Source organism: Paenibacillus contaminans (genome assembly GCF_003285015.1).
GTDB classification, from domain to species: Bacteria; Bacillota; Bacilli; order Paenibacillales; family NBRC-103111; genus Paenibacillus_V; species Paenibacillus_V contaminans.
The window spans coordinates 1-25,913 of sequence record NZ_QMFB01000009.1 but is presented as its reverse complement, the minus strand read 5'-3'; the positions used below and the strand labels follow the sequence as shown (position 1 = coordinate 25,913).

Below are 25,913 nucleotides of genomic sequence, written 5' to 3'. Positions count from 1 at the left end.
GATGCATCCTGCCGGAAGTCCTCTTAAACAGGCTTCCGGTTTGTTAATCCTTTTTTATTTTTTGCCGGTATACGGTCGGTGAGACGCCGGACCATTTTTTGAACATTTTGGAGAAATACAGGGCGTCGGAATATCCTACGGAAGCTGCGATCTGCTCGATGGTATAAACGCCGAGAAGCAAGGACTGGGCCCTCTGCATACGCAGTTTAAAAAGATACTGGGTCGGAGACATACCCGTATACTTGGAAAATAGCTTGGACAGATGCGCGCGGTGGTACCCCATTGAATCGGCCAGCTGCTCCATCGTTATCGGCTGGTTGTAGTGCGCGATCATCCAGCGGATGCTTTTGCCGACAATTGCATAGCTTTCTTGATGTGTACCGGACGCTAAAGGCTGATTGATTTCTATTTTTCTTCTCAGCTCCACGAGCAGCAGTCTTACATACGCCCCCGTCGACAGTTCAAAAAAATGGTCCCGCGGCTGAAAATGATCGCGAATGCTTGTAAACAGACTTAGAATCCGTTCATCATCCCCGATGTTAACTACATGTAAATCCGGTGTAATACCGACGGCATGAAGCAACGGATCGGCAATCGTTCCGGTAAAACCTACCCATGTATACTGCCACGGATTTACATCGTCCGCCGTATATGAAATCAATTGATTCGGATAAATAATAAAAAGATCGCCCGCTCCAAGCTCATATCTTTGTTCGCCGTTCCGGAATACCCCTTTTCCCGATATAACGTAATGAATCAAGTAGTAGTCGAGGATCTGCGGCATAATGGAATGGCCGGCCGGCGTCTGGCTGCTCCCGCTAGTCAATACCGTGACTTCGCCTGGCTTATCGCTTTGTAAAATCAAGGATGTCTGGAGCATTCGCTCACCTCTTTACCTGAAAGTTATCATATCGTTTTCAAAAATGCAATATGGCTGATAGTCGGCAATTTACCTCTCGTTTAAGGAGTTGGATGGAGCGAATAATAGGGTGTTCCAGCCGTCCGTTTTTCCTGTTAAAGAAATGCAAAAACCATAACCTCATGCGGCTATGGCAGTACTGATATGGCCTTCACGCCCGATTCGATCTGTTGTAAAAATGACGGGCGTATGGTATCGTCCTTCGTCAAAACCGTCAGCTGCAAATCCCCTTCCCCGCCCTCACCCGTTTCGGCAATCAGCACGCGGTAATTACAGTAAGCGGTACCCTTTACTTCCATGCTCATACGCATTTTTGTTACAATACTGGGCTCATTGGTCATTGCACTAGACATGGCCCTGCGTCTAATCTAGGAGTCCAACTTTCCCTGTTGGCGGGTTGTGCTCGCCTTAACCGAAACGGGTTACCTTCGCAGCTATTTTTCAAGCAGATCCGTTTTCCAGTTCATTTCTTGAATCCTGAAATCGAACTCGCGATACGCCTTGGATAGCTCATCCGCCTTCATTTGAATTTGCGCCACATCAACCGTCCGCTGAAACTTCACTTCCGAACGGCTGTACCGGTCTTGCTTGATGGATGCCTGTTCGAGAATATCGTTCAACATTTTACGGTGCTGCATAATCTGATCCCGTTCGGCTAAAGCATCCGAGATGCTGAGCTCGCCGTTAAACGGAGTCAACGCATTCGTTTTGTTTATTTTGCGGATCCAATTCGTCTGTTCGTCCAAGGTATGCTTCAGCTCGGCGATAAGAACCTGCGGATCTTCCGCCGGCGTTTCTCCTTCCTGCACCTTGACGACCCTTTCCAGCCTTTGCTTTAATTGCGCGATTTTCTTTTGGGTATCCGCCCGAAGGACGAGCGCTTCCGCCAGCTTCATCCGCTTTTCTCCTCTCATTATGTGCTCCATGCCTCTATATTCGCGCATTCCGGGCGGTTCGAACATGGTGAAAGTATGGCGACATTGAAATTTAATGGTGGAAAATGTATAGGCCTAAAATTAAATGCGGCGAAGTATTTTCCGTCTTCGGCTTATTCCGGTAAGTAAAAACCCAGGCCGTTTGAGGTCTGGGTTTGCTTTCGGATATATTATGTGTTGTTTCGGACGAGTATTCGACTCATCCCTTTACTGCTATAGTGAGATCACTAGAATCTATAACCAAGCCAGCAGGTCCTCGAATTCCCGCCCCTTTCTCACGGAGCTTCAGCGTTTCACTAGATGTGTGGAAAAAGCCATATTCCCTAAAAGGATGTTCTCGATGCAATTCGTAATAGCGTTTCATGGCAATGCCTGAATCGTCATGCCTATCGATTACAGCCACCTCTTCAATGAACCAGAAACCACCCTCTGAGTGAGATCGCAGCGCTTCACATACCACCCACTCGTCAGGAAACTGCTCTCTAACCTCTTCCCAGCGCATCTCGTCACCTCCGTATTTACTTGTTAGATTCAGTATAACATACATAAAACTAGGCCGGATAAGCATCAAACCAAAAGTTACCCTCTTGCCTTAACTCGTCCAACCAAACATGGTAACGTAAATAAGAGCCAAGGAATCGACTCCTTGGCTCCTTCTGTTATTTTAGCCGCGCAGCTGCTTGGCGATAGTCCGCACGCATTTCGTGCAAATACATAACGTCTGAATGACACCGCCTATGTTTAACCGCCTCTTCGAAACATTAGGCTTTTGCCGGCGTTTGCTGCGTCTGCTGACGTGGGAACGCGAGATGTGAATACGGTTGGCTAAGACGGGACCTTTTCCGCACTGACTGCATTTCATTGGGTTTCCTCCTATATCGATCGTGATAATAGAAGGAACGCGAAAGTAACGTTCACTAAAGGAGATAGGTATAGCCCTTCCCATAGGTCCAAGGTTCGTAATGACGAATTACCATGCGTTCCTGTAACGGCTTAAAATGAGCGCACGGATCCCTTGGCAGTGAAGCTTGGTTCGGCGCTGCATCGTCAAAAACCATTACAGTATTGCTGGCATCGTCATGTCCCCTTTCGTTTATCTCCAACATGTACTATACCAAACCGGGCGTTTCCGGAATATGGAATAATTGGTTATAACGAAACTTGCCTCAATCATGAACACTGACGTAATGAATCGCATTCACTTACCGACCCCGCATCAGCTTGCTAATGATTCGATATAACAAGAAGCTGCGATAGGAATCGATCGGGAGTTGAAAGGAAAAATAGCTTGTTGAACGGTTTCACCAGCTTTTTCAGTATCAGGCTCCTTGCGACATCATCTTCATTCCAGCCTATGCAATAAAACATGAAATAATTGGATAGCGTCAGTTGCTGCTTAATAAAATCAATGAAGATCATTTCTTCCGCATCCAGAACAATTGGTTCGATGTCGTCTTCACAAGGCCGATATTGATAGACGGCGTTACCGGCAACTTCTAATCGATGCCCTTTCCATTCATCCATAAAAGACATAATGATCGGGTTTAAGCGCGATTCCTTGTACAGCCTTTTGTATGTATGATAGATTGACGTTTTCGTATCCAAGCTTGAAAGCGTAGTTTGAACATGCGTTTTGTCTTTTTTGTAAACGACATGCAAAGAATCGAAAATCGAAAGCAAATGGAATAACGTCGTATCGCTCAGCTTATTTTCCGCATTGGGATACCAAATCTCTCCGCACAACTTCCCAGTGGAGCGGTCTTCTTCATTTTCTAAGCCGCTATACAAAACATAAAATTGATACAAAGCAAATTGAATTTCTATATTCGAGAGGATAATCGTCTCCATATCTTGTCGTTCAAATAAAGTTTCCGTGATCTCAAAGCCGCTATCGGCAATCGTCTTGGTAACGATTTTATTATTTTTTACGGATAACATTTCTTGTTTAATAGAATCCCTGTTTATCGGTTCGCCATATTGACTATTGAATTCACTACTATCGATCTTATAAAGATGTTTCATCCTATAAATATTCTCCCTTATAAGTTCTTTTCCCAGTTTAATACCTTCCCAAAGTCTTTCATACGTAAAATGAACCGTGGCACGAGAAGGCAACGGATCCTTTCTAATACCTAATATACAGCTTCTTTGAAGGAAAGCAATTCGTCTTCATCAACATTAGAAGCCGTCCCCCTCGCGTCGCTTGCATGCGCTACAGTCGGATTTCGCCCGCTTGGAATCGAGTCTGAATTCCTTTCCCCATCTACAGTTCGAAAATGCCCGCTTGCAGCGGCTATTTCGCTCGATACACCGAATAATCCATTCTCCAAGCAGGCAAATTCGGATTCCAGCGTAAGGGCTACCGCGATTCCTTATTCCAAGCAGGCATAGTCGGACTACAGCATACAAAGGAGCCTCTACAGCAGGATACCGGCGAGGTTATCACGCATCCTTTCTATTCATGCTCTCCCTTGCCTGCCTCGGACATACTTTACCCATAAACAGACTTTTAGCGCATTTTTCGCAAGCAAGGGCAAGGTATTTCAATAAAAAAGCATACTCCCGTCCCGTTCGGACAACAGTATGCTCTCTCCTTCTATGTGCGGCGGCGAATCTCGGATTTACGAATCCATAAATTCGCCGCCGTTAATCATTTAGGACGTCAACTTAGTAAGCATCCAACGCGACATCTTCCGCGACGTGCAGCTCCGCCTGCGTGTGCGCTTTAACCTCCTCGACCGTGCAGCCGAAAGCGACCTCCACAAGCCGCAAGCCGTTCGGCGTTACGTCGATGACCGCCCTGTCCGTGATGATCCGATCGACGACGCGTTTGCCCGTTAACGGCAGACTGCACGCTTGCAAAATTTTGGGCCGGCCGTCCTTGCTGACATGGTCCATAATGACGACGATCCGTTTCGCGCCGTGCACCAGATCCATCGCTCCGCCCATTCCCTTGACCATCTTGCCGGGAATCATCCAATTGGCAAGATCGCCCTGGCAGGACACCTCCATCCCGCCTAAAATCGCCAAATCGATATGTCCGCCCCGGATCATGCCGAACGATTCCGCACTGTGGAAAAAGGCGGCGCCTTCGGCAGCGGTGACCGTTTCCTTGCCGGCGTTGATCAAGTCCGGGTCGAGCTCCTCCTCCGTCGGATATGGCCCTATGCCGAGCAAGCCGTTCTCCGATTGCAGCACGACCTGCTTATCCGCCGCCAAATAATTCGCAACCAGCGTCGGAATGCCGATGCCCAAGTTTACATAAAAGCCGGTCTCGATTTCCCGCTCCGCTCTTCTGGCGATACGCTCCCGAACCGAAATTTTCGTATTAACCATGTGTACAGCCATCTTCCTTCCCCCGTCCCCGTATGACCTATGCCCGCACCGTCCGCTTTTCGACCCGCTTCGTCTGCCGGCCGACGATAAGACGCTGGACATAAATGCCGGGCGTATGGATCATACTCGGGTTCAACGCGCCGGCCTCGACGATCTCTTCCGTCTCGGCAATCGTAATGCGTCCAGCCGCCGCCATGATCGGATTGAAATTCATCGCCGTCTTGTTGTATGCGAGATTCCCCATCCGGTCCGCTTTTGCAGCGAGAATCAAGCTAAAATCTGCCGTCAGCGACTCCTCCAGCAAATATTCCTTGCCGCCGAATATACGCGTTTCGCGGTTTTCCGCAATCGGCGTGCCGACGCCTGCCGGCGTATAAAACGCAGGGATGCCCGCTCCGCCTGCGCGAATTTTCTCGGCCAGCGTGCCTTGCGGAATGAGCTTCACCTCAATCTCGCCCGACAGCGCTTGCCTTTCAAACTCTTTATTTTCGCCGACATAGGAGGCGATCACGGTACGAATCTGCTTGTTCCGCAGCAGAAGCCCCAGACCGAAGTCATCCACGCCGCAGTTGTTTGAAATGATCGTCAAGTCTTTGACGCCCTTCTCCGCCAGCGCGGTTATCAAATTTTCCGGTATGCCGACAAGCCCGAAGCCGCCGACCATCAGCGTCGCTCCGTCCTGAATGTCGGCAATCGCATCCGCGTAAGAAGCCATTATCGTCTTCACTTCATTCACTATCCTTCCCAGCCGGCGTTCGGCCGCTCGACGATTGTCGCAACTCCTTGTCCGCCTCCGATACAAAGCGCGGCAAGGCCGTATTGCGTCTCGCGGCGCTTCATTTCATGCAGCAGCGTCACCAAAATGCGCGCGCCGCTGGCGCCGATCGGATGGCCGAGCGCAATAGCGCCGCCATTCACGTTCAGTACGCTCGAATCAAGCTGCAATTCCTGTGCCACCGCAAGCGCTTGCGACGCGAACGCCTCATTCGCTTCAATAAGCCCCATATCCGCTATCGTCAAGCCGGCTTTTGCCAGCGCCTGACGAACGGCAGGGACAGGGCCGAGGCCCATGAACGCCGGATCTACGCCGGCCGAAGCGTTGGCGCGGATGACCGCAAGCGGCGTAAGCCCGTACTCCCGCGCCTTCCCGGCGCTCATCAGCACCAGCGCGGCCGCGCCGTCGTTAATGCCCGAGGCGTTGCCGGCCGTCACTGCGCCGTCCCGCTTAAAAGCCGGACTTAGCTTCGCAAGCGCAGCCAGCGACGTGTCGCGCGGATACTCGTCCGTATCCATGACGATCGCTTCGCCCTTGCGCTGCGGAATCTCGACGGGCACCGTCTCGTCCGCGAAGCGCTCGTCTGCGATCGCCGACGCTGCCTTTCGCTGGCTGTCCAGCGCGAAGCGGTCAAGTTCCTCGCGGCTCAGCGAGTATTTGTCGCATAAGTTCTCGGCCGTCACGCCCATGTGATAATCGTTCGCCGCACACCATAAACCGTCGCGAATCATGCTGTCCACAAGCTGATGATCGCCCATTCGCAAGCCGCCGCGGGCGCCTTGGACAAGGAAAGGCGCTTGGCTCATATTTTCCATGCCGCCGGCAACGGCGACTTCGCTATCCCCGCTGCGAATCGACTGCGCCGCCAGATGCACCGCCTTCAAACCGGAGCCGCATACCATATTGATCGTGTACGCCGGCGTTTCTTGGGGCAAGCCTGCCGCAAGAGAAGCTTGGCGAGCCGGATTTTGGCCGAGTCCCGCTTGCAGAACGTTCCCCATGATGACTTCCTGTACATCCGCGGCATTCAAACCGGCCCGCTTAACCGCCTCCCGAATGACCAAGGCGCCAAGCTTAACGGCACTCACGTCCTTCAGCGACCCCTGGAAGCTGCCGATCGGCGTCCGCACGGCACTGACGATGACGACATCCCGTTCGTTCCTTTTCATCACAAATCCACTTTCTTCGTCTCAGGTCCAAGCAATGCGCCAAGCGTGATGAACAAGCCGCCTATAACCAGAATGACAATCGGCGTAAACTCGTAAGGCATGAAGTTTTTCAACCCGAGCATGAAAAATGGCGTCATTGCCGGTATAATCAGCGCCAAGCTGTAACCGATCCCGTAACCCGAAGCGCGTACGCCCGTGCTGAAGCGCTCTGAAATATACGAAGTGAGAACGCCGAATACCGGAATCGCCAAACAGTTCACAAGCACAACGAGCACGATCAGCTTTGTCGTATTTTGATAGCCACCGTTCAGCAGCATGTAATAAAACAGCGGAGACAGCGTGAAGCTCAAGATGCCGAAAACAATCAGCACCGTTTTGCGGCCGATTTTTTGGCTAATCGCTCCGGCGAGAATAAATAAGAAGAACATGATCACGTTCGTCACCAGCTGGGCGTTCGTCGAATCGACGCTGTTAACGTTAAGATATTTAAGAATGCCGGGCAGAGAAGAGACAATAGCGTTCGTAACAAACCATACTCCGCTCATCACGAGGAATACTTGGCCGAGCAGAGACAAATTCTTTTTGCTGAACAAATCCTTGATCGGATTGTCCGCTTTCTTCGATTCTTCCCACACCTTTGACTCTTCGACATTTTTATACGTATAAACGAATAAGATAAAGCTCAGTAAAGCGCCGATAATGAAAGGGATGCGCCAGCCCCATACGGCATAGAGCGAGGTTGCGTCGCCCGCAGGGAAAAACTGCAGCGTACCGAGCGTTGCGAGCGATACGACGATCGTACCGGTTGGAAATCCTGCATTAATGAGACCGCCGTACAATCCCCGCTTGTTCTTAGGCGCATATTCCATCGCCAGCGGATTCGCAGACGTATATTCGCCGCCCATAAAGACGCCCGAAATCAGGCGAAGAGCAGCCAACAACAAGACGCCGCCAAGACCTAGAGTCGCATAACCGGGCAAACATGCGATAAGCAGCGTCGTTGCGCCGATGCCGAAAATCGAGATCAACGTCGTTTTTCTACGACCGATTTTATCCCCGGCATAGCCGAAGATGAACGATCCGATCGGGCGGCCGATCAGCGAGAGCACAAAAATCAAGTAATAAAGCGTTGTCGATAAAGTTGCCGACATATCCGCAGGCTGGAAATAAATCATAGCCGGCGCAAGCGCGATAATAGGCAGGTATACGTCGATCATGTCGACCGAAAAACCGAAGTACGCAGCGATTAACGCCTTTTTGCCTTGGCCGTTCGTATTCGTGCCGGCTGCTGCAGATGCCTGAATAGTGCTCATCTAGGATTCCCCCGTATGTTCGAGTTCTATTTTGCTTTTCGTTTGGATGATTGCATCAAGAGCTTGCTTGAAAAATGCCACATCGGACGACCATACGATATAAGGAATCCGCTGCTCAAGCGCAAACTTATATTGCGCTGCATTCGTCACGGCAATGCCGGGCATTTTCCCTGAACGCTTGCAGGCCTCAATAATCGATCGAACGGGGGCAGCCAGCTCGCCATTCATATAATCGGCCCCGTTAACGCCTAAGCATACGCTTAAGTCGAGCGCTCCGATAAAAACGATATCCAGCCCTTCAACGGCACACAGCTCGTCTATTCGTTCGTAAGCGTTTACAGTTTCTACGTGAACAACTATCGTGCCGGCTGTATTCTGCTCCTCCATATAGTTGCCGGGCATGTGGCCGAAACCCGCGGCGCGGTGCGCATAGGTGAGTCCCCGTGAGCCTTGCGGCGGATACTTGGCCTTGTCGACGACATCCCTAACCTCGTCCGCCGAGTATACTTGCGGAACCTGGACGCCTGCCGCGCCCAAGTCCAATGCCCGTAAAATAGACATCCTGCTCGCATCGGGAACCCGGATGATGCTGCTCATGCCGTGCAGGTCGGCAACCCGCACCATCCTTTCCGCCTGTCCGAAATCAATCGTCGTATGCTCCATGTCGATCACGATGAAATCGAAGCCGGCGTATCCGAGCAGCTCGATGATTTCCGCCGAGTCGATTTTGACAAACGTACCTATTTGGGTCGCATCCGAAAGACGCTTCTTGAACAAATTAGGACGCATATTCATCCCTCTTCGGGGTGAACACATCCAGGTTATAAACCGGCTCGTCGCCTATCACTTCCGCATAATGCATCACATCCGGCGGTACGACGAGCAACCCGCCCGCTTCCAGCAATACGGACTCTTCCCCGATATGAAATTTTACTTTTCCGCCAAGGATGTAGACGATTTGCTCGTAGGTGTGACTATGCGGCTTCGGCTCGTGCCCCGGCTGCAGAACGTGGAGAGCCAGCGTCGCGCCTTCCCCGCTGAACGCTTTGCGCGTTACGCCTTCACGGACGAGAACCTCCTGCAACGTATCCCAGTTTGATGCTTTCATACTCATGTTGATATCCTCCCCATTTCATTGCGTCAATTAGCCTTCCGCCAAAAATGTCGTGTTGTGAATCGTCATCGTTTTGATTTCTTCCTTCGAAAAGCCATTGTTATGCAAATTAGTAACGAAGGTAAGCAGCCCTTCATCGGGATACGGATTGTTCGTTTGCCCCAGATCGCTGGATAAAATGCAATGCTCCGGTCCCACGAAGCGAATCGCCTCGTACAAACCGTCCCAGTCGATGCCATAGTGCGGCGTGATAACGCCGAAGCATTGCTCCATATAAGCGCCGAGCTCGGCCAGCTCCTTCTGTTCCTGCTTGGAGAGGTTTACCGATGAAAAGGTAGGGTGCGTGACGACGACTTTCCTCAAGCCTTGCTGTTTCGCCGCGGTAACGAGCGCGTAGATCTCTTCCTTGCCCAGATGACCGGTAGAGAGGATGAGGTCGTTCTTCTTGGCGATGTCGATGATCTCGAGTACGCTCTGCTTCAGATTTCCGTTCTCGAGAATCGTGATGCCCGCTTGCATCTTGCCTTGCTGGCTGAGCTCGAATTGCACCTTCGCCCAGGGCGGCAATTCATCATAGCTGGTCCGGCTAAACATGTACGCCATTTCGTTAGCCGCATCAAACGTCGGCATCCAGATGATTTTTGCGCCGACCCGCGCAGCCATTTCCACCGCGACCGGATTGATGCCCCCTACCGTATGATTAAGGCTCAGTGCACCGATTGGGTTGAGGTCGGGGTACACCTTCTTAACGATCCTCGCGCGCTCTCCCGTACAAAAATAGTGGGACTTGATGCCGAAACCCTTCATCCCCAATTTTTGAATGCGTTCCGCCATATCCAGATCGTCAAGCTTGCGCGGACTGACGTCCGGTCCTGTGTGAACGTGCAGATCATACGCGCCTTCCAACAGCTCTTGCATCGCTTTCTCCTCGCTTTCTGTCGATTCTTCTCGCACCGCGCGCAGCTCCTGGCGTACGGAGCGGCATTGCATGACGGCGGTCGACCTTTAGTCGATCGAGTTCGTCGCTTGAAAATTAGATATCATAATTCATAAATCATATATTATTTTGTTGTAATTATATATTAAAAGCTCCGCAGACAGAAATCAATAGTAAATGAAACCGTTTTCGCTTGTAAAAATTAGAAAATATACAATATACTCATTTATCATGTACAATTTTGATCAAATCATATATGATAATTTATTAAGGATTCTCCTGATTTAGGGTATTGATGTAAATTCCTTTTGGAGGTTATATAAATGAACGCCAATGAACATAAAGGCCATACAAAGTCAGATACGGTTTACCATTTCATAAAAGAGCAAATCATGACGGGCGTGTACAAGCCGGATGAGCGGATCATTATCCGCGATATTGCGCGTCAGCTAGGGGTTAGCGACATCCCGGTTCGGGAAGCGATCAAAAGGCTGACAGCCGACGGACTGCTCGAAACGAAATCGCACAGCGGGGCACGCGTCGCTCCGATTAACACCGATACGTTAGAGGAAGTTTTCCTTATCCGAACGGAACTTGAGACCCTCTCAACGCGATTGGCCGCCAAGGCAGCCACTCCGGAAGAAATCGATTCGCTGGAGCTGCTTGTGGACCAAATGGACGCGAGCATAGCCAAACAAGACCTGACCGCGTATTCTCTAAGCAACCGGAATTTCCATCAGCAGTTATATCGTGCCTCGCATGCCCAGGTCTTAATCGATATGATCGAGAATCTATTCTTGCGCAGCGAAAACTCAAAAATGGTGTTCCATTACGACCCCGACCGACTGCGCCAATCCAACGAGGAGCACCGTTCGATCGTAGAAGCGCTTCGCGAAAGAGACGAGGAGAAGGCTGCGCGGGTCATCCGCTCCCAGAAGGAAACCGGATTTAAAGTCGTGCTTAACGCGTTACGCATATCTCAAATGCTGCAGGGCGGCAATACGAAACATTAACGCTCGGCCGATGTCTCATTTGGCATGTCAAAAAAGCACCTCTTAGAAGGAAGCCACGGAAAACCTTGCGGCTGTCCGAATGACTTCTAAGGGGTGCTTTTTGAGATTGTGATGCTTATCGATACAGATGTGCTTTCTCCGAGCAATTCGGGCACTTTTCCGGAAATTTTATCCCTTCGCTCGAATAATAGTCCGGATTCCATTCATCGAATACGAAAGGTCTGCCGCATTTCTGACAGGCCAGGAAGATGGGGTCGCGATCGCCGATAAATAACGCTTCGAACCGTTCCCTTTTTAGCTGCTCCCAATCCGGGGCATCCATTTCATCACGCCGCTTCAACGCTTTGATCACATGGCGTATTTCAGTCCGAACGTTTTTGAAATCGCTTCGTTCCCACAAAGTTAAATAAGGAATGTACTTCTTATTCCCCGAGCATAAAACTTTGTACAGGAACAAGAAGATCATACCCCGGTTTCGCCCTTTCAAATATTCTATATTGATCGGGGTGATGTTTTGGCTGATCCCTACATTCCATTCCTGCAAAAATTCATCGGCACGTCTTTCTCTTTCAACCGCCCATCCGAGCGGAGTGAACGCAATCATGGGAAGCTTGCCGCTTTTCTTGGTCTCCAAAAATCCGGCACGAATCATCTGATCAATCTTATCCGTGATCTGTTCCAAGGAGAGATCCCTATAAAATCCGTATGAAGGGTTTCGATCCAGACCCAGTTCCAGCAGCTTTCGTTCTCTAGAGCCCTTCAAAATTTTCGAGAGCATCGTACGTCCGCCTTCGGCAATGATATCGTCGGCAGCCCGCAAAATAGCCAGCAATTCGGGCTCTGGCAATGGTTTATTCTTAAGCTTCACGAACGAATCAAGCCCTTTCAACCGTTTCTGCTTTGTTTCGTCCAGTATATCACCGTTATTATGGAACATAAAATCAATCTCTCTGACTCATAAACGTGATCAAACCTGGCTAACGCATCAACTCCCCAATTCCATAAAAATGCTCATCGTACCTACAGCATTCTTTTGCCTTCCTCCGTTAACACATATTCCGGATATCTCTGGGCTCGGCCAGCTCAATCGCTTTGGATAAATACTGACGGAACTCGTCCAAGTTCTCATCAAGAAGCTCCCGAATGACAGCGACGACATGCCAACCTTCGCAAATCAGATCCAGTTTCTGTTTCTCGTATAGGCCATACTGCCGATAACGGCATGTTCTTTTCATATCAAAATGCTCAATAAAACAGCACCTTAACCCCAATGTGATCAGGTGCTCTTTTTTTACTGGAAGTAACAAAAACCCGACCTTCAAGCGGTCGGGTTTTACATGGTAGAGGCGAATCGGGGCTGTGCAAAACCACAATTCGCCTCTATTTCTTACATATAGCAACACTTACTGTGTTAGCAATTTATCCAACAAGCGAATGATCATCGCAACCGACTCGGCACGGGACGCGGATTCGTTCGGTTTGAACAATCCGTCGCCTGCACCGCTTACGATACCTGCGGTCGCGAAAGCATTGATTTGTTCGGAGGCCCAGCTCGTAACTACATCCGAGAATGAATTGGAAGTGCTAGGAACGTAGTTCGTAAGCCGAGCAAGCATTGCAACGATCTCAGCGCGGGAGATCTCTTGGTCAGGACGGAACGAACCGTCATCATAACCTGTGACTATCCCTTTTGCCTTCAGCGCTGCAATCGCATCTGAAGCCCAATGCCGTTGCGTGTCAGAGAAGGAAGAACCGCTTGATTCCGGTAGACCGAAAGCTTTTGCAAGCATCGTGGCGAACTCGGCGCGGGTTACCTTTTCATCGGGACGGTAAGAACCGTCACTGTAGCCCGTTACTATACCCATCTTAGAAGCACGTTCCACTACTGAAGCACTCCACAAAGATGCCGGAACGTCCGTAAAGCTTACAGCAGGAGCGGATTTCTCTTTTTCCGCGATAGCCTTAACTGCGTCTGCATCCACCTTGTCGTTGAAGACAGGCTTCGAAGACGTTGGCGTTTGTGTAGGCTTTGGTGTCGACGTTGGTGTTGTCGTTGGCGCCGTCGTCGGTGTCGGCGTCGGTGCTGTCGTTGGTGCCGTCGTTGGCGCTGGCGTTGGAGCTGTCGTCGGTGCCGTCGTTGGCGCTGTCGTTGGTGCTGTCGTTGGTGTCGGCGTTGGCGCCGTCGTCGGTGTCGGTGCTGTCGTTGGAGCCGGCGTTGGTGCTGTTGTTGGCGCCGTCGTTGGTGCCGTAGTCGGTGTTGTCGTTGGTGCTGTCGTCGGTGTTGGCGTTGACGGCTCATCGGTTTTCGCTACAGAAAACTCATCGATCTTATTGCCCGCTATCGTACGTGCTTCCACAAGGATCTTTTCCTCGGTAATTTTAATAGCGGAATATACAGGAACGTCTTCATCAAAGATAGCATTCAAATAATGATACTTAGTGCCATCATAAAATTTCCAGCCCGAAGCACCGCCGTCAAGATATACAGTCCCCTCGTTTGTAGCTTTATTTGGCTTTCCATCCAGCATTGGATAAGTGCGCGAATACACATGGTCATGACCGACCAGAACCAAATCCACTTTCTTTTCTTCTAAAATAGGGGCAAAATACTTTTGCGTATACTCAACAAGGGATTCTCGGCCGCTTTCCGTATGGTAGGCAGGACGATGGAACATAGCGATCGTCCATTTTTTGTCATTCTGATCCAAATCTTTCTCCAACCATGCTGCCTGATCAATCATTTGTTCTTCTGTGCCTTCCGAGTTCAATACGACAAAATGAGCATCATCGACATCATAAGAGTAAGCATATTGCAGTTGGGTTTCCGGCCCGTTCACCGGGAAATTCGCGCCTTTGGTGAATACGTCTTTCCCTTCGCTCTTCACATCGTGATTACCTAACGTTAGAGCAGACGGAAGCTTTGTCGCATAGACCGATGAAGCTTGCCAGAACCTTTGCCATTCTTCAAATGCGCCGCCTACATCAACAATATCCCCGCCATGCATAATAAACTGTGTCGACGGATATTGTGTCAAAGCGTTAGTCATTAGTTCTTGATAAGTCTCCATTCCTGCTAATTGTTTCGTATGAGAATCCGTAATAAACAAGAATGAGGTCGGTGTCGTTTTATCCCGATCTACAGTAGAATACTCCTGCCACTCCGACCAATTGCCCTCATAACCTACACGATAGTTGTAAGTGGTAGCTGCTTTCAAGCCCTCTATCAGAGCATTATGGAACCGTATTTCACCTTTCGTTCCATTCTCCTTCATGCTAAGCACTTGAAGCTCACTCTCAGCTTGCTGTTGTTTTACATGATTGACATCAGGGCTTTCACCCGTACCCCATTCACTAGCTTCAATGTATTGAATAGAAGTAAAGGTTCGGTCCGGTTTTGTTTGCCAGGCAACACTTAGTTGCGAAGACATATCCTCCGTCACATAAGTTTGAACATATTGAGGATCATCCGTACCGTACTGCTCCACGACTTCATAATTGACAACCTTGCTGTTCTGATCGCCGTTGACAGCCTGAACCTGATAAGTTCCGAGCGCCAATGTAGTCAGGTCTGTCGTTACTTGTCCTTTGGCATCTGTTTTACCGAGACTGCCGCTCAATGGCTGCCTGCTAACATCCGCTTCAGGGATATATCCTGTCGTACGGCCGTCTGTGAGAATAACCTCGAAGAATCCATCCTCGGCTTCCGCTGAAGCATAGTAACGTTCACCGGCTTTTGCAACCATGATTACATTAGAAGACGTTTTATCATCCTCATATACGTTAGACGTTACCGTGTTAACGGTAACTACCGAGCTTTGTTTCAACAATCCGTTGAAAACGATATCCGCGCCTTCATACGGTCTGCCCACATGATCCAATACTGTAAATGTAGAAGGCGTACCCAAACCGACTCCCGTCATGTTCAGCTGATAAGGAAATGCGATTGTATAGCGAATAGGAGCGGCAATCGGCGAGCTAGTCTGAACTTCACCGGCTGTAAGTTTCGTATCACCCATTGTGATGGTTTTGTAATCCTCACCGCGCTCTAACACGGCATGAGAGCTCACTCTGAAGTTAACCGTAACGGCATCATGAGCTGCTGCTGCTGATACCTTGTCAAGCGTTACCTGAACAGTTCCGCCCGTATTATCTATATTTGAGGTTAAGTCAACTCCAGCCGCCTGAGTAATGCTTTCAACTTGAAGGGTTTGGGGATCAAAATTCAAAGCGAATTTTGCCTGGTCTGCATTCAAGTAATCTTTGATACTAATTTTAACAGGGTAAATTTCATTACTTACCGCTTCTTTGTCGGCAGTCATGAACAAACGTTCCCCTGCATTAACTGTGAAAGCGAATGTTTTCCCTGCCGGGTTGCCGTTCTTATCCTTCACTTCAACAACAAGCTCATGATAACCGCCATCCACGTTTTGTCCCGGGTAGGTTATTAAATTCGTATCTGGAGAATAGCGCACATCATTCGTAATATCCTTACTATCCAAAAGAACAGACAATGTATTCAAATCCAAACCCGATCCGTTATCGGTCAGTTCAACCTTTAATTCCTCAAGCGGAGCGCTTAATACTTCATTTTCGACAGGAGCTACAGGTTTAATGTTTGGAACCTCTTTATCCTCATTCGATTCTCCGTAGATAAAGGTAATATCGTCTATCCAAATAGAGCCCTTATTTTTTTTGCTCATATTCGACTGCTTCAATTGGAAAAACAATTCAAGGACAACCGGACCCGGTTTCCCCTGCGGAACATCCGCCTCGATATATTTCCAACCGTACCAGTCGATACCTAATTCGTTTCCATCATAAAATTCCGCTTGGAAAGAGGATCCGCCTTTATCTCTAAATTTTGTCGTCAGCAAATGTCCTTCATTGTTTCCATAAACCCACATGCCTACTTTAGTCGGATAATCTGCTACCGGGATATTCCCCGTTTTATACCCTACTTCAATTTGCGAGGGGTTATCTACTATACCAATCATGTCGTAATCAATTCTAGCCGAGTATTGTCCGTTTCTTACACGCTTCTTGTTGTCTTCCAAGTGCAGCGTAGCAGTATACATACGTTTAGGATTAAATTTCACATCCGAGATTCCATCTTCAAAATCTTCAATAATGACGGATGACGCAGGTTCACCAGCCGCATAAACACGATGATTTGGGCCGAAACCTGTATGTAATCCTCCCAGCAACGAGATCATTGAAGCGATCACGATTGTCTTACGTAATCTTTTTGCTTTCATTCCCTGTTCCTTCTCCCCTTAGTGAATTTATTATTCAAGGAGTACTATAACAAGGCAATGTAAAATGGAACCTCCTATACTATTAAGAAATTATATTTTTTTCCACATACCATGTAATGATGGGTCCTTCCATAGATGTGGGAGTGGAACATGTAGGAGTCGGGATTGTTATGGCGAATGTCATCTGCCGGTACAGCAGCTTTCTTGGTGAATGACCTTAAAGAAGGGTTAGCCAAATTGATAATGCAAACATGCACGCGTTATGGCAGCTCCTTGCAAGCTTCAATGAGCATGTGGAGCTCTTACTTAAGATTGGAAATGCAAAAAACCGCAACCTCTTGCGGTTGTGGTTTTACATGGCGGAGACGAATGGAGTCGTCGGGTTCTTACGGGACAGGTGTAGTCATGATTTTGATATCACCTAAGATTCCTGTCCATGCATTGACTGATCGATGTCCACATACGAGAATCACCTTTCTACCGAATGTTCTTCTAGAATACGACAGATAGTCTGTACTGGATGTAATCCTGTTGCAATATCGACTATAAACTCCACAGCATACTTACGTTCCATCTGCAGATGGTATCCGTTCAACAGCAAAAATGACTTGGTAACAAGATAAGCCGTCCGCTTATTTCCATTATGAAAACAGTGATTTTTGACCAGAGATTCCAGTAATGCCGCAGCCTTATCAAATAAAGACGGATAAGCATCTTCTCCGAAAACACTTTGCTGGGGTCTATGTACCGCAGATTCAAGCAGACCGTGGTCTTTCACTCCCGCTTGCTCTGCGTCGTTCATTCTTTTCATCATGAAATAGTGTGCTGAGACAATCTCTTCTTTAGTCAGAAATATCGTCATATCATCTGTCCCTTAAGTCCTCAAGAATACCCTCATCCTCTTCAAATACATCAAAGAAGGCTTCTAAAACTTCCGGACGGACATTCTCAGGCAAGTTGCCTTGCCTTGCTTTTTTCAGAACAATTTCACCACGCTCATTCTCGATGAATTCGATTTCATCTCCTTGCGAGACCTTTAACTTTTCAGCAAGTCTTTTAGGCAAGCTTACACCCAAACTGTTACCCATTCGCCCTATTTTACGAGAATAACGAGTCACTTTTCGATTATCGTTCGTCATTTTGACCACACCATTCATTTAACTTTCTCCTCTCCATAGTATGATCGGCACCCATTAAGTTATACCTGATAACAGTTATAACTTTTATAACATATGTACATTTTAACAAATCGTTCTAGAGACATAAAGCAAAAAGACACCTACACGGTGTCTTTGCATATCGTTTTTTGGTGGAGGTGAAGGGAGTTTGCCGAATATATGTCACACAGGCACCCTTTGGGAGAGTGTAATCACAGTTTTGATATATCGGCAATGCAGCCGCCATTTCGCTTATCGAATCCAAACCTAAAATTCCATCCAGAAAAATTGAGAGACAGCAAGGATGAGTCCAATAACATTCCCTACGATAAAAAACCATTTTTTAGCTCTTCTGCTGGTGGGCTCTAGACTAAAAAACAAAGTCCAAACCAAAATTCCGTTTAACACAACCATAATAATGAGCGCCAACCACCAATTCGCTGCCATCTCGTTTTCGTCCTTCCTAGCCCGGATGTATATTAATGAAACTATCATTAAAAATAATGGAATCCCGTCTTTTTTGTCAAGCTATCTATTTTCCCCATAGTAAAAAGACATTAGCTTTTTGCAAAAAACTAAGACCCTTACTTTTTAACAATGAGGCTCGTAATCGTGTATTGACAATTGGAAAATAACTTAGCATACTAAATTAATATATTTGTTTCATAAGTGCAGAGCAAGCGGCCGGCAGCTATTATTATCCCCACCGTTTATTGATAATGATTATTATTGTCGATATCAATACATACACTACCCTGAAAATAGCTCAGTACGAGCGGCGGCGTAAGTGATTTTTCATGCATCATGGCGCCGCGCAGCGGCGGGGAGACTACTGTTAGTCAACTGCGTATAGAACCTGACGTTGAAAACCTATGTTCTGCATTTGGTCGATTACCGTTTTTAGAAGATCACTTGCTTCCGGAGCTGCCGCTCTTGCAATTTCTACGCCGATGGAATCTTAGAAACCGCAAGTTCAAGATCAATTATTATAATGAGGTGAGCACTTAATGACGGAGAACCTGGAACTTTATGATGTAACTTTTATTGGCGGCGGCCCTGCGGGGTTATATGGCGCTTTTTACAGCGGAATGCGTGAAATGAAGACAAAAATAATAGACGCCCAGAACGAGCTGGGGGGTACGATGTTATTTTTTCTGGATAAAATGGTGTGGGACGTTGGAGCAATACCGGCTCTTACGGGCCGGGAGCTGACTGATCAGCTGGTTCGTCAGGCCCGCACATTTGACCCGGCGATTGCATTGAGTCAGGAAATTGTAGGACTGGAGCGCCTCGATGACGGCACCTTTATACTGACCTCCACTGCCGGCGACCGGCACTGGACCAAGACGGTTATTATGGCGATTGGATACGGCGGCCTGCGAAAAGTGAGGAAACTGGAAATCGAAGGGGCCGTGCGCTATGAAAGCTCAAACCTGTATTACACCGTAGAAAACCTCGAAGATTTCCGGGGGAAAAGGGTCGTGATCTCCGGCGGAGGCGATTCGGCTGTAGATTGGGCCAATGAATTGGAGCCGTTTGCCGCCAGCGTGACGGTTGTCAACCGGACGGATAAGTTCAAGGGACTTGAACGCAGCGTTTCACGAATGAAAGCTTCTGCCGCCGTCCGCACTCACTATCAAATAGAGATGCTTCATAGTGAAGACGGCCAGGCAATCGATAAGGTCACGATCTGCCACGTAGAAACGGGACAACGCGAGCAGTTGGACACAGATGCGCTTATCGTCAGCCACGGCGCTACTTATGAATATGGCAAGCTCAGAGATTGGGGGCTAGGCATCGGGAAGGACATTCTTGCCGTCACCGATAAAATGGAATCGCAAATTCCCGGCATATCTGCGGCTGGCGATTTTGTAAGCTACGGATCGAAAGTGAAGCTGATTACCGGGGCATTTAACGATGTTGTGCTTGCCGTCAACAGCGCCAAACAATACATTGATCCGCACGCAGCGAAAATGGCTCGAATTTCTACCGAAAACGCCCGTTTTGATGAATTGAACAAGCAATTCGTCAATAACTAGCAGTTGGTATCGTATAAGTACGACCGACTTATTGCTATATTGAGTACAAGCAATACTTGAGATCTGTCTGCAATTCTCAGCCACAAGGAATCCTAGACCTCATGCGGTCCGGGATTTCTTAGCGATGACGAGCCCGTGCTTGGCAACTCCTCGATCCTCCGTCTCAAACTCCTTCACATCCCCGGCTGCGTACCCTTTTTCCCGAATCCGTTGATGCGTCTTCTGGCGAACCATTTTCTGCAATTCTTATCTGTTCAAGACTAGCTACCCTTTACTTGTGAAAAGGATGATTGTTCTTGTACTTTTCCTTTAACTCGTCGTAATTCAGTTCATACTGTTCCATCCAGGATAGAATCGCATCTTCTGCAAACTTGCTTTCGAATTTATTCCACTCATCCCAAAGATTCAATTCGTAGAGCGTATCCTTGAACCTTCGAAAAGGTTTATAGCCGTTAAGAGCATCGAACAATTTATCTTCAGGATCAAATTCAGTACGCTGGGCAAATTTTGTCATGACATAAAAAGCCTCGTTAGAATCAATTTTGGGAATCCCTATGAACCGTTCTTCACTTTCTTCGTCATCCCAGTCAATTCCGGGTTCCCCTGTATACCCTTCGTCCATATTCAGAATGATTTGCCCAGTGTAAAGATCTAAGTAATATGGATGCTCAAAATTGTTATCCAAATAGGCATCTGTAAGCTCATCCATTAATTCCATTCCGATCGACCTCTCTTGATTTATTTGATCCTATATAAGCAGATCCGTGGCAATATTGATAACCAGACACTAGATACAAATCATTATTACCATTCTATCAAAATCACATATCCGTATGATAAGAAATAGTAAGATAGCTCAACCCTCGCCCATGCGCCACTCTTTCATAGCTGAATCCCGTAAGCTGGAGGCTTAATAATAGATATTCAACCCCGTATATATTCAAACAAAAAGACACCTTATCGGTGTCTTCTCATATATTTGTGGAGATGATCCGTTCTGTACAAAACTACAATTCTCCATCCATTCCAAGTAAGCCTTGTCCTATTCGATCTCATCGAAGCGGAGGTGAATTGCATTTCGTTTATTTCTTACTTTCAACCAGCAAATTAACGATGATATCCAACTGTTTTTCTACTGAAATCGGATCGCTGAAAAGAAATTGATTAAAATCGATATTGTAGATTCTTCCTTCTTTCCATGCCGGCGAATTTTGAATAAGCTTTTCCACTTCTTTCGATTTTTTCTCTGCTCCTTCATTCACAGCCAGCAATAACCGATCGCCGATAAAATCGGGGATCACCTCGGTAGATATCTCCCATGTTTCACCGTTAATGACATCATTCTTTACTTTTTCGGTCGGCTTCAAACCCAGATACTTGTATATGATGTTACCCCCCATATTGGTATCACCGTAAATAAAAACGGCATCGGGACGCACATTCAAAATCGAGAAGGTTTCATCAGCCTTTATAAGTGGGCTAATCTTCTCCTTATATTTAGCTATTTTTGCCGCAAATGCTTCATTCCATCGCTTGGCTTCCTCCTGCTTGCCTAGAATATCGCCAAACATTTTGACATCTTTGACCGGGTCATTGTACTGCTCGACGACAATTGTTGGTGCGATCCGGCTCAGTGCTTCGTAACCGCCCTCTACTACCTCCGCGAATGGTGCCGTTGTAACAATCAGGTCAGGCTCCAGCGACAAAATCTTCTCCGCATCAGGTGGTACTCCAACATCTGCAATATCGGAAGTATCGCTTAACAGCGGATTTTTCAGAATGTAGGAAGTTGCGCCTACCGGCTTTACCCCGATTGCCATCAGTTCACCCAAATGAAAGAGGCTGACCACACGCTGGGGCTTCACTGGAATTTCCGTTTGGCCTTTCAAATGCTCGTAAATACGCGTTTCTACAGCCTTGCTGTCCGTGGATCCCGTCGTCCCTGTTGTGCTGCTTGCCTGACATGCATTCAAAAGCAAGGTTGTGCATAATAGCATCATTGCTCCAAACGCCGGTCTTGAAAATCTGAACATCGATGTGTCCCCTTCCGAAATGTATTGATAATAACTCTCATTCTCATTATGAGAAGCTAGCATCGGGGACACAATAGACGATTTTAACAGACGTAATGGATTATTCTGAACAGTCTGCCGATTGTCCTCCCGAAATTGAAGCGGAGAGCAACCGGTATGCTTCTTGAACAAGCGGCTGAAATAATAGACATCGGTATAGCCGACGCTGTTAGCTATTTCCTGGATACGAGCCTCCGATTTCAGCAGAAATTGCTTCGATTTGTGAATGCGTACATGAATCAGATATTCAATCGGACCGACGCCTATCTGGGTTTTGAACAAACGATACAAGTAGCTCGCGCTGCAATTGTAAATACCGGCCAATTCCTCGGCTGTAATCGAATCCCTGTAATGCTCTTGAATATAGTGAATCGCTTCGGTTACCAAGTTCGGTCTGCCCGTTTCCTTTGCTGACGTGCGGATTTGCCGCATAACTTCGTACACAAACGGAAGAAAGACAGACTGCGCCTGCAGCTTATCCATCGGGGTTGCTAGCTGCCATAGGCGACTCATGGCTTGACACTTTTCTTGCAGAGGCAGCAACGGATAAGGAGTGAATGCATACGGCATATGGAAGCTCTCCCGATCCTCCGGCGATTCGCAATCGGCTTTATACAGAATCAAATAACAGGCAAAGTCATTTCCTAGCGGCATAAAAGCCAGCTCCGCGTCCTTTCCTCCGTGCAGAATGTGAAGTGAACGGACTCGATAGACCGTTCCCGCCAGACTCACTCTCGCCTCTCCATGGGTAGTAACTACGAAAAAGCTGTTCTGTGCCACATAGCGATCAGGGACAGTTCCATTCTCCATACAATACTGTCGAATATCCAGCAGTCTAACGGCGGTTCGGCTCCACCGTTCGATGTGGGCTTCCCAATCCATACATTCTCCCCCTCTCACTGTTTCCGCGAATTCAAGCAACGCTTCACCATGGGCATGGAGCCTTGTTTATACTCCCAGCCGTTCGATTCGAGAAAAACACCCTTAACCCAGTTTGATAGAAAACATCCTCAGGAAATAAGACCCCGCCAGGAAAAACGGCAGGCTATCTCGAACAATATTTTCTCTAATGGTCGTACTTACGAGAGAGCCATCATGAAAATGACCACACGATGAGCCAACCAGCCCTGCAAGCTCCTCAAAACATTTTTTAGTCAGTTTCAACTGTCACTCGAACCGGAATGCGAGTCGGACGCAAACAAGCAGAAGCTCGAAGGCACAAGCGAAGGAACAGTACCTTCTAAGCGGCCTTATTGTGTGCAGGGAATTAAAAATCTCGGCTACGAGTATACCATGATCGGTAACACCAAGTACAACGGGTGAAATAAGCTCAAGTACGTTACCTACCCCTGCGGCAACCGTGACCAGTGCAAGGCATGCCGCAACCCCGAGCTGCGACGGGAGTAAGTGGAGTGCTACGTCCTCGACGGTGCTTTAAAAAGAAGATTTTCAAATACGGCGCCATTCTGGCACTGACGCGGCAGCTCGCCGAATACCAGGCGAAAAAGGACGAAGCTCGTCAGTTGTAGAAAAAGTAGTCGTATTAAAAGAACATGTCGATCTTATCTTGGAACTGTATATGCAGGAAAATAAAAAATCCACAAACCTTATGCGGTTGTGGATTTACATGATGGAGGCGAGGGGAGTCGAATTGTTGTCTTATTTTTTATTTCGAAATTTTTGCAAAAAGGAAGCATTTTTTCTATTACGCTTTAGTTTTTTTCTTTCCAATATAGACTGATATCGCCAGGGCAGACCATAGTATGATTGATATGATGTCAAGCGTTATTCCACTGTTGAGATTAATGTGTCTAATAATTGATCTTACATTAATACAGATGCCTATAACACATATGCTTAGCACAAATAACTTATTTTTATTCATTAGAATCACTACCTCCTAATAAATATAGGGAGTTTTGCGAGTACACTAGCTGGCGAAAAGAGACATCGAAAGAATTGTCACCAACAAGCTTCGTACTGCCTTACTATGTCTTACACTGGATAACCAGCTTGAGTCGGAGCTTCATAGACATCATAATGAGTCGTATAGACAATCACTTGATGTTATCTCCATCAGCCCATTGATTTCGATACGGCCGATATTCAGGTGATCCAAAGCGAGCTAAGGCGATTAATTGAAACGCTGGATGCCGAAGTCCAGAACCCTGAGATGTTGAATAGGATTGTCAGCAAGTATGTACCGAAGATTTTGATACAGCGGGAAACGAAGACTGTGCATATTACATTCCACATCAAGCAAGATAACAATAAATCAGTCGAGAATGGGGCATTTACCTATGGTGTTTACTTAAAAACCGTGTAATAACAAGGCTCCATAACTGCCTCGAACCCTATCGAAAGTCTCTAAATGTAAAGCAAAAGAGCACCTATCACGGTGCTCTCTCACATGGTTTTTGGTGGAGGTGAGGGGAGTTGAACCCCTGTCCGAAAATAACGCCACACAGGCTTCTACGGGTGTAGTCACAGTTTTGATGTCACCCGAGCATCGCCCCGTAACCGGCTATGCTTTGGGTCAGCCTGATTGTCTTCTTCAGCACACCCCAGGCGGAGATGTAGCAGCGTATCCCACTAGAGTTGAGCCCCTATCCCGCCACATGGGCGATGGAGAGTAGAAGCCTGGAGACCGTTATTAGGCGGCCAGAGCCAGAGTTGGTTGTTGTTGTTTGCCGTTTAATTGGCTTTAGCGTTGATGAAGCGGACGCTCCCCACTACCCGCTACCCATGCTCGAACTATCCCCGTCGAATCCATAAACACCCCCGTTTATGGAGCACGGTCGAGTCTGCGCGCACGAGCGAAAAGAACAACCAAGAACCTTTCGCCGCCGATCGCAACCGAGCCGAGTGCTTAACTTACAAACTTAGTATATCACAAACGCACGGTGCCTGCCGCTCATTTTCATGGAAACAGTCCCGAACGTTGGATCAACTTGAAACGATTTACCTCGCAACCTTCTGCCTCTCGCGAAGAGCGCGTTGAATGTCGCGGTCTGCGTCGCGTTTGGCCGCCGTGTCGCGCTTGTCGAACTGCTTTTTCCCTCGGCCGAGACCAAGTAGCAGCTTCGCATAACCATTACGGACATAGATCTTTAACGGCACTAACGCATAGCCTTGTTGCTTGGAAGCGCCGAGCAGCTTACTGATCTCGTATTTCTTCATCAGCAGCTTGCGCGTACGGGTCGGATCGTCCGGATTGTAACGATTCCCTTGCTCGAACGGACTGACATGCATATTGTGGACGAAAGCTTCGCCATTGCGGATAAGTGCAAAGCTATCCGAAATGTTCGCCTTGCCGGCGCGAACCGATTTGATCTCGGTGCCTGTCAGAACCAGGCCGCATTCATAGGTTTCCTCAATGAAGTAGTCATGGGATGCTTTTTTGTTCTGTGCAAGCACTTTGTTTTCACTTTTTTGTTTTCCCATGCGACTCACTCCCCGGTTACCGAATATCCTTATGCAGCGCCGCTCTCAGCGCGCACCTTATATTGAAGGTAGAGTCATTGTATCAACTACACCGGGAGAAATCAAGGCACAAAACGGTTATACCGTTTCTGTCCTCCGCTCTAACCGCGTCAGCCTCGCTGCTCCGCAAAGCGGAGCAGCGAGCTGATAAAATTGCGCCGCCGCCCTACTTGCGACGCTTCTTCCCGCTGCCGGTCACGGCACCGCCGCGCACGCCGCCTTTGCGGCGGCTGCCACCGCCGGTGGCCTTGCCTCCGGCGCCTGGCCCAGCGCCAGCACCGGTGCCGGTGCCGGCTCCGCCGCCGCGTCGCTTGCCGCCGCCCGCCGCGCCTGCGCTCGCGCCGCCGCTGCTGCCGCGCCGCTTCCCGCGGTCGCCGCCGGCATTGGCGCCCTCGC

25 protein-coding genes and 1 other RNA gene are annotated in these 25,913 nt (G+C 48.2%); 2 read left to right on the top strand and 24 right to left on the bottom strand.

Annotated features, from left to right (window positions below; all coding sequences use genetic code 11):
• Positions 1-43: 43 nt before the first annotated feature.
• The 13 genes from DQG23_RS16415 to DQG23_RS16355 form a co-directional block, all read right to left on the bottom strand.
• Complete coding sequence (locus DQG23_RS16415; RefSeq protein ID WP_113031953.1) at positions 44-880, bottom strand: AraC family transcriptional regulator; 837 nt, start codon at positions 878-880, stop codon at positions 44-46.
• 167 nt (positions 881-1,047) lie between these two features.
• On the bottom strand, positions 1,048-1,218 hold the full coding sequence (locus DQG23_RS42150) for a hypothetical protein (RefSeq protein ID WP_158560556.1): 171 nt from the start codon (positions 1,216-1,218) through the stop codon (positions 1,048-1,050).
• A gap of 135 nt (positions 1,219-1,353) precedes the next feature.
• Complete coding sequence (locus DQG23_RS16405) at positions 1,354-1,815, bottom strand: DIP1984 family protein (protein ID WP_113031951.1); 462 nt, start codon at positions 1,813-1,815, stop codon at positions 1,354-1,356.
• A 238-nt stretch (positions 1,816-2,053) separates the two neighbouring features.
• Complete coding sequence (locus DQG23_RS16400) at positions 2,054-2,356, bottom strand: hypothetical protein (RefSeq protein ID WP_113031950.1); 303 nt, start codon at positions 2,354-2,356, stop codon at positions 2,054-2,056.
• 162 nt (positions 2,357-2,518) lie between these two features.
• Positions 2,519-2,716, bottom strand: coding sequence for a large ribosomal subunit protein bL28 (locus DQG23_RS43770; protein WP_158560555.1), 198 nt, complete (start codon positions 2,714-2,716; stop codon positions 2,519-2,521).
• A gap of 362 nt (positions 2,717-3,078) precedes the next feature.
• Positions 3,079-3,876, bottom strand: coding sequence for a hypothetical protein (locus DQG23_RS16390; protein ID WP_113031948.1), 798 nt, complete (start codon positions 3,874-3,876; stop codon positions 3,079-3,081).
• A 645-nt stretch (positions 3,877-4,521) separates the two neighbouring features.
• Positions 4,522-5,190 carry a 3-oxoacid CoA-transferase subunit B gene (locus tag DQG23_RS16385; RefSeq protein ID WP_113031947.1) on the bottom strand — a complete coding sequence of 223 codons (669 nt, stop codon included), beginning with the start codon at positions 5,188-5,190 and terminating at the stop codon, positions 4,522-4,524.
• 37 nt (positions 5,191-5,227) lie between these two features.
• Positions 5,228-5,905, bottom strand: coding sequence for a CoA transferase subunit A (locus tag DQG23_RS16380; RefSeq protein WP_420330238.1), 678 nt, complete (start codon positions 5,903-5,905; stop codon positions 5,228-5,230).
• A 20-nt stretch (positions 5,906-5,925) separates the two neighbouring features.
• Positions 5,926-7,134, bottom strand: coding sequence for an acetyl-CoA C-acetyltransferase (locus DQG23_RS16375; RefSeq protein ID WP_113031946.1), 1,209 nt, complete (start codon positions 7,132-7,134; stop codon positions 5,926-5,928).
• On the bottom strand, positions 7,134-8,447 hold the full coding sequence (locus DQG23_RS16370) for an MFS transporter (RefSeq protein ID WP_113031945.1): 1,314 nt from the start codon (positions 8,445-8,447) through the stop codon (positions 7,134-7,136). Before DQG23_RS16370 ends, DQG23_RS16375 begins: the two co-directional genes overlap by 1 nt.
• On the bottom strand, positions 8,448-9,236 hold the full coding sequence (locus DQG23_RS16365) for an HpcH/HpaI aldolase family protein (protein WP_158560554.1): 789 nt from the start codon (positions 9,234-9,236) through the stop codon (positions 8,448-8,450).
• On the bottom strand, positions 9,226-9,561 hold the full coding sequence (locus DQG23_RS16360) for a cupin domain-containing protein (RefSeq protein ID WP_113031943.1): 336 nt from the start codon (positions 9,559-9,561) through the stop codon (positions 9,226-9,228). Before DQG23_RS16360 ends, DQG23_RS16365 begins: the two co-directional genes overlap by 11 nt.
• Before the next feature lie 30 nt (positions 9,562-9,591).
• On the bottom strand, positions 9,592-10,515 hold the full coding sequence (locus DQG23_RS16355; RefSeq protein ID WP_238177913.1) for a DUF6282 family protein: 924 nt from the start codon (positions 10,513-10,515) through the stop codon (positions 9,592-9,594).
• A 306-nt stretch (positions 10,516-10,821) separates the two neighbouring features.
• Here DQG23_RS16355 and DQG23_RS16350 point away from each other — a divergent pair, with 306 nt between their 5' ends.
• Complete coding sequence (locus tag DQG23_RS16350; RefSeq protein ID WP_113031942.1) at positions 10,822-11,511, top strand: GntR family transcriptional regulator; 690 nt, start codon at positions 10,822-10,824, stop codon at positions 11,509-11,511.
• A 115-nt stretch (positions 11,512-11,626) separates the two neighbouring features.
• Here DQG23_RS16350 and DQG23_RS16345 read toward each other — a convergent pair whose 3' ends face one another.
• The 6 genes from DQG23_RS16345 to DQG23_RS16320 form a co-directional block, all read right to left on the bottom strand.
• Entirely contained in the window at positions 11,627-12,448 is an 822-nt protein-coding gene (locus DQG23_RS16345; protein WP_113031941.1) for an RQC domain-containing protein, read from the bottom strand.
• Between the two features lie 109 nt (positions 12,449-12,557).
• Positions 12,558-12,746: a hypothetical protein gene (locus DQG23_RS16340; RefSeq protein ID WP_146762320.1), complete on the bottom strand. Its 189-nt coding sequence runs from the start codon at positions 12,744-12,746 to the stop codon at positions 12,558-12,560.
• Positions 12,747-12,914: 168 nt separating this feature from the next.
• Complete coding sequence (locus DQG23_RS16335) at positions 12,915-16,766, bottom strand: S-layer homology domain-containing protein (protein ID WP_113031939.1); 3,852 nt, start codon at positions 16,764-16,766, stop codon at positions 12,915-12,917.
• 469 nt (positions 16,767-17,235) lie between these two features.
• Positions 17,236-17,628: a type II toxin-antitoxin system death-on-curing family toxin gene (locus tag DQG23_RS16330; protein ID WP_113031938.1), complete on the bottom strand. Its 393-nt coding sequence runs from the start codon at positions 17,626-17,628 to the stop codon at positions 17,236-17,238.
• A 1-nt stretch (position 17,629) separates the two neighbouring features.
• Positions 17,630-17,923 (bottom strand): AbrB/MazE/SpoVT family DNA-binding domain-containing protein, encoded by a 294-nt coding sequence (locus tag DQG23_RS16325; protein ID WP_113031937.1) that lies wholly within the window; start codon positions 17,921-17,923, stop codon positions 17,630-17,632.
• A gap of 267 nt (positions 17,924-18,190) precedes the next feature.
• Positions 18,191-18,370: a hypothetical protein gene (locus DQG23_RS16320; protein WP_113031936.1), complete on the bottom strand. Its 180-nt coding sequence runs from the start codon at positions 18,368-18,370 to the stop codon at positions 18,191-18,193.
• A gap of 560 nt (positions 18,371-18,930) precedes the next feature.
• Here DQG23_RS16320 and DQG23_RS16315 point away from each other — a divergent pair.
• Positions 18,931-19,962: an NAD(P)/FAD-dependent oxidoreductase gene (locus DQG23_RS16315; RefSeq protein WP_113031935.1), complete on the top strand. Its 1,032-nt coding sequence runs from the start codon at positions 18,931-18,933 to the stop codon at positions 19,960-19,962.
• A gap of 271 nt (positions 19,963-20,233) precedes the next feature.
• Here DQG23_RS16315 and DQG23_RS16310 read toward each other — a convergent pair whose 3' ends face one another.
• The 5 genes from DQG23_RS16310 to DQG23_RS42965 form a co-directional block, all read right to left on the bottom strand.
• Positions 20,234-20,680 carry a UPF0158 family protein gene (locus DQG23_RS16310; RefSeq protein WP_113031934.1) on the bottom strand — a complete coding sequence of 149 codons (447 nt, stop codon included), beginning with the start codon at positions 20,678-20,680 and terminating at the stop codon, positions 20,234-20,236.
• 364 nt (positions 20,681-21,044) lie between these two features.
• A complete protein-coding gene (locus DQG23_RS16305) occupies positions 21,045-22,916 on the bottom strand; it encodes an AraC family transcriptional regulator (protein ID WP_113031933.1) in 1,872 nt (623 codons plus the stop codon).
• 1,536 nt (positions 22,917-24,452) lie between these two features.
• Positions 24,453-24,817: a transfer-messenger RNA gene (ssrA, locus tag DQG23_RS16295) on the bottom strand.
• Positions 24,818-24,995: 178 nt separating this feature from the next.
• The gene (gene smpB, locus DQG23_RS16290) at positions 24,996-25,478 is read right to left on the bottom strand and encodes an SsrA-binding protein SmpB (protein WP_113031931.1); all 483 of its coding nucleotides are present in this window, start codon (positions 25,476-25,478) and stop codon (positions 24,996-24,998) included.
• Positions 25,479-25,683: 205 nt separating this feature from the next.
• Positions 25,684-25,913, bottom strand: a 230-nt coding sequence (locus tag DQG23_RS42965; RefSeq protein WP_238177912.1) for a hypothetical protein, incomplete at its 5' end; no start/stop codon positions are given.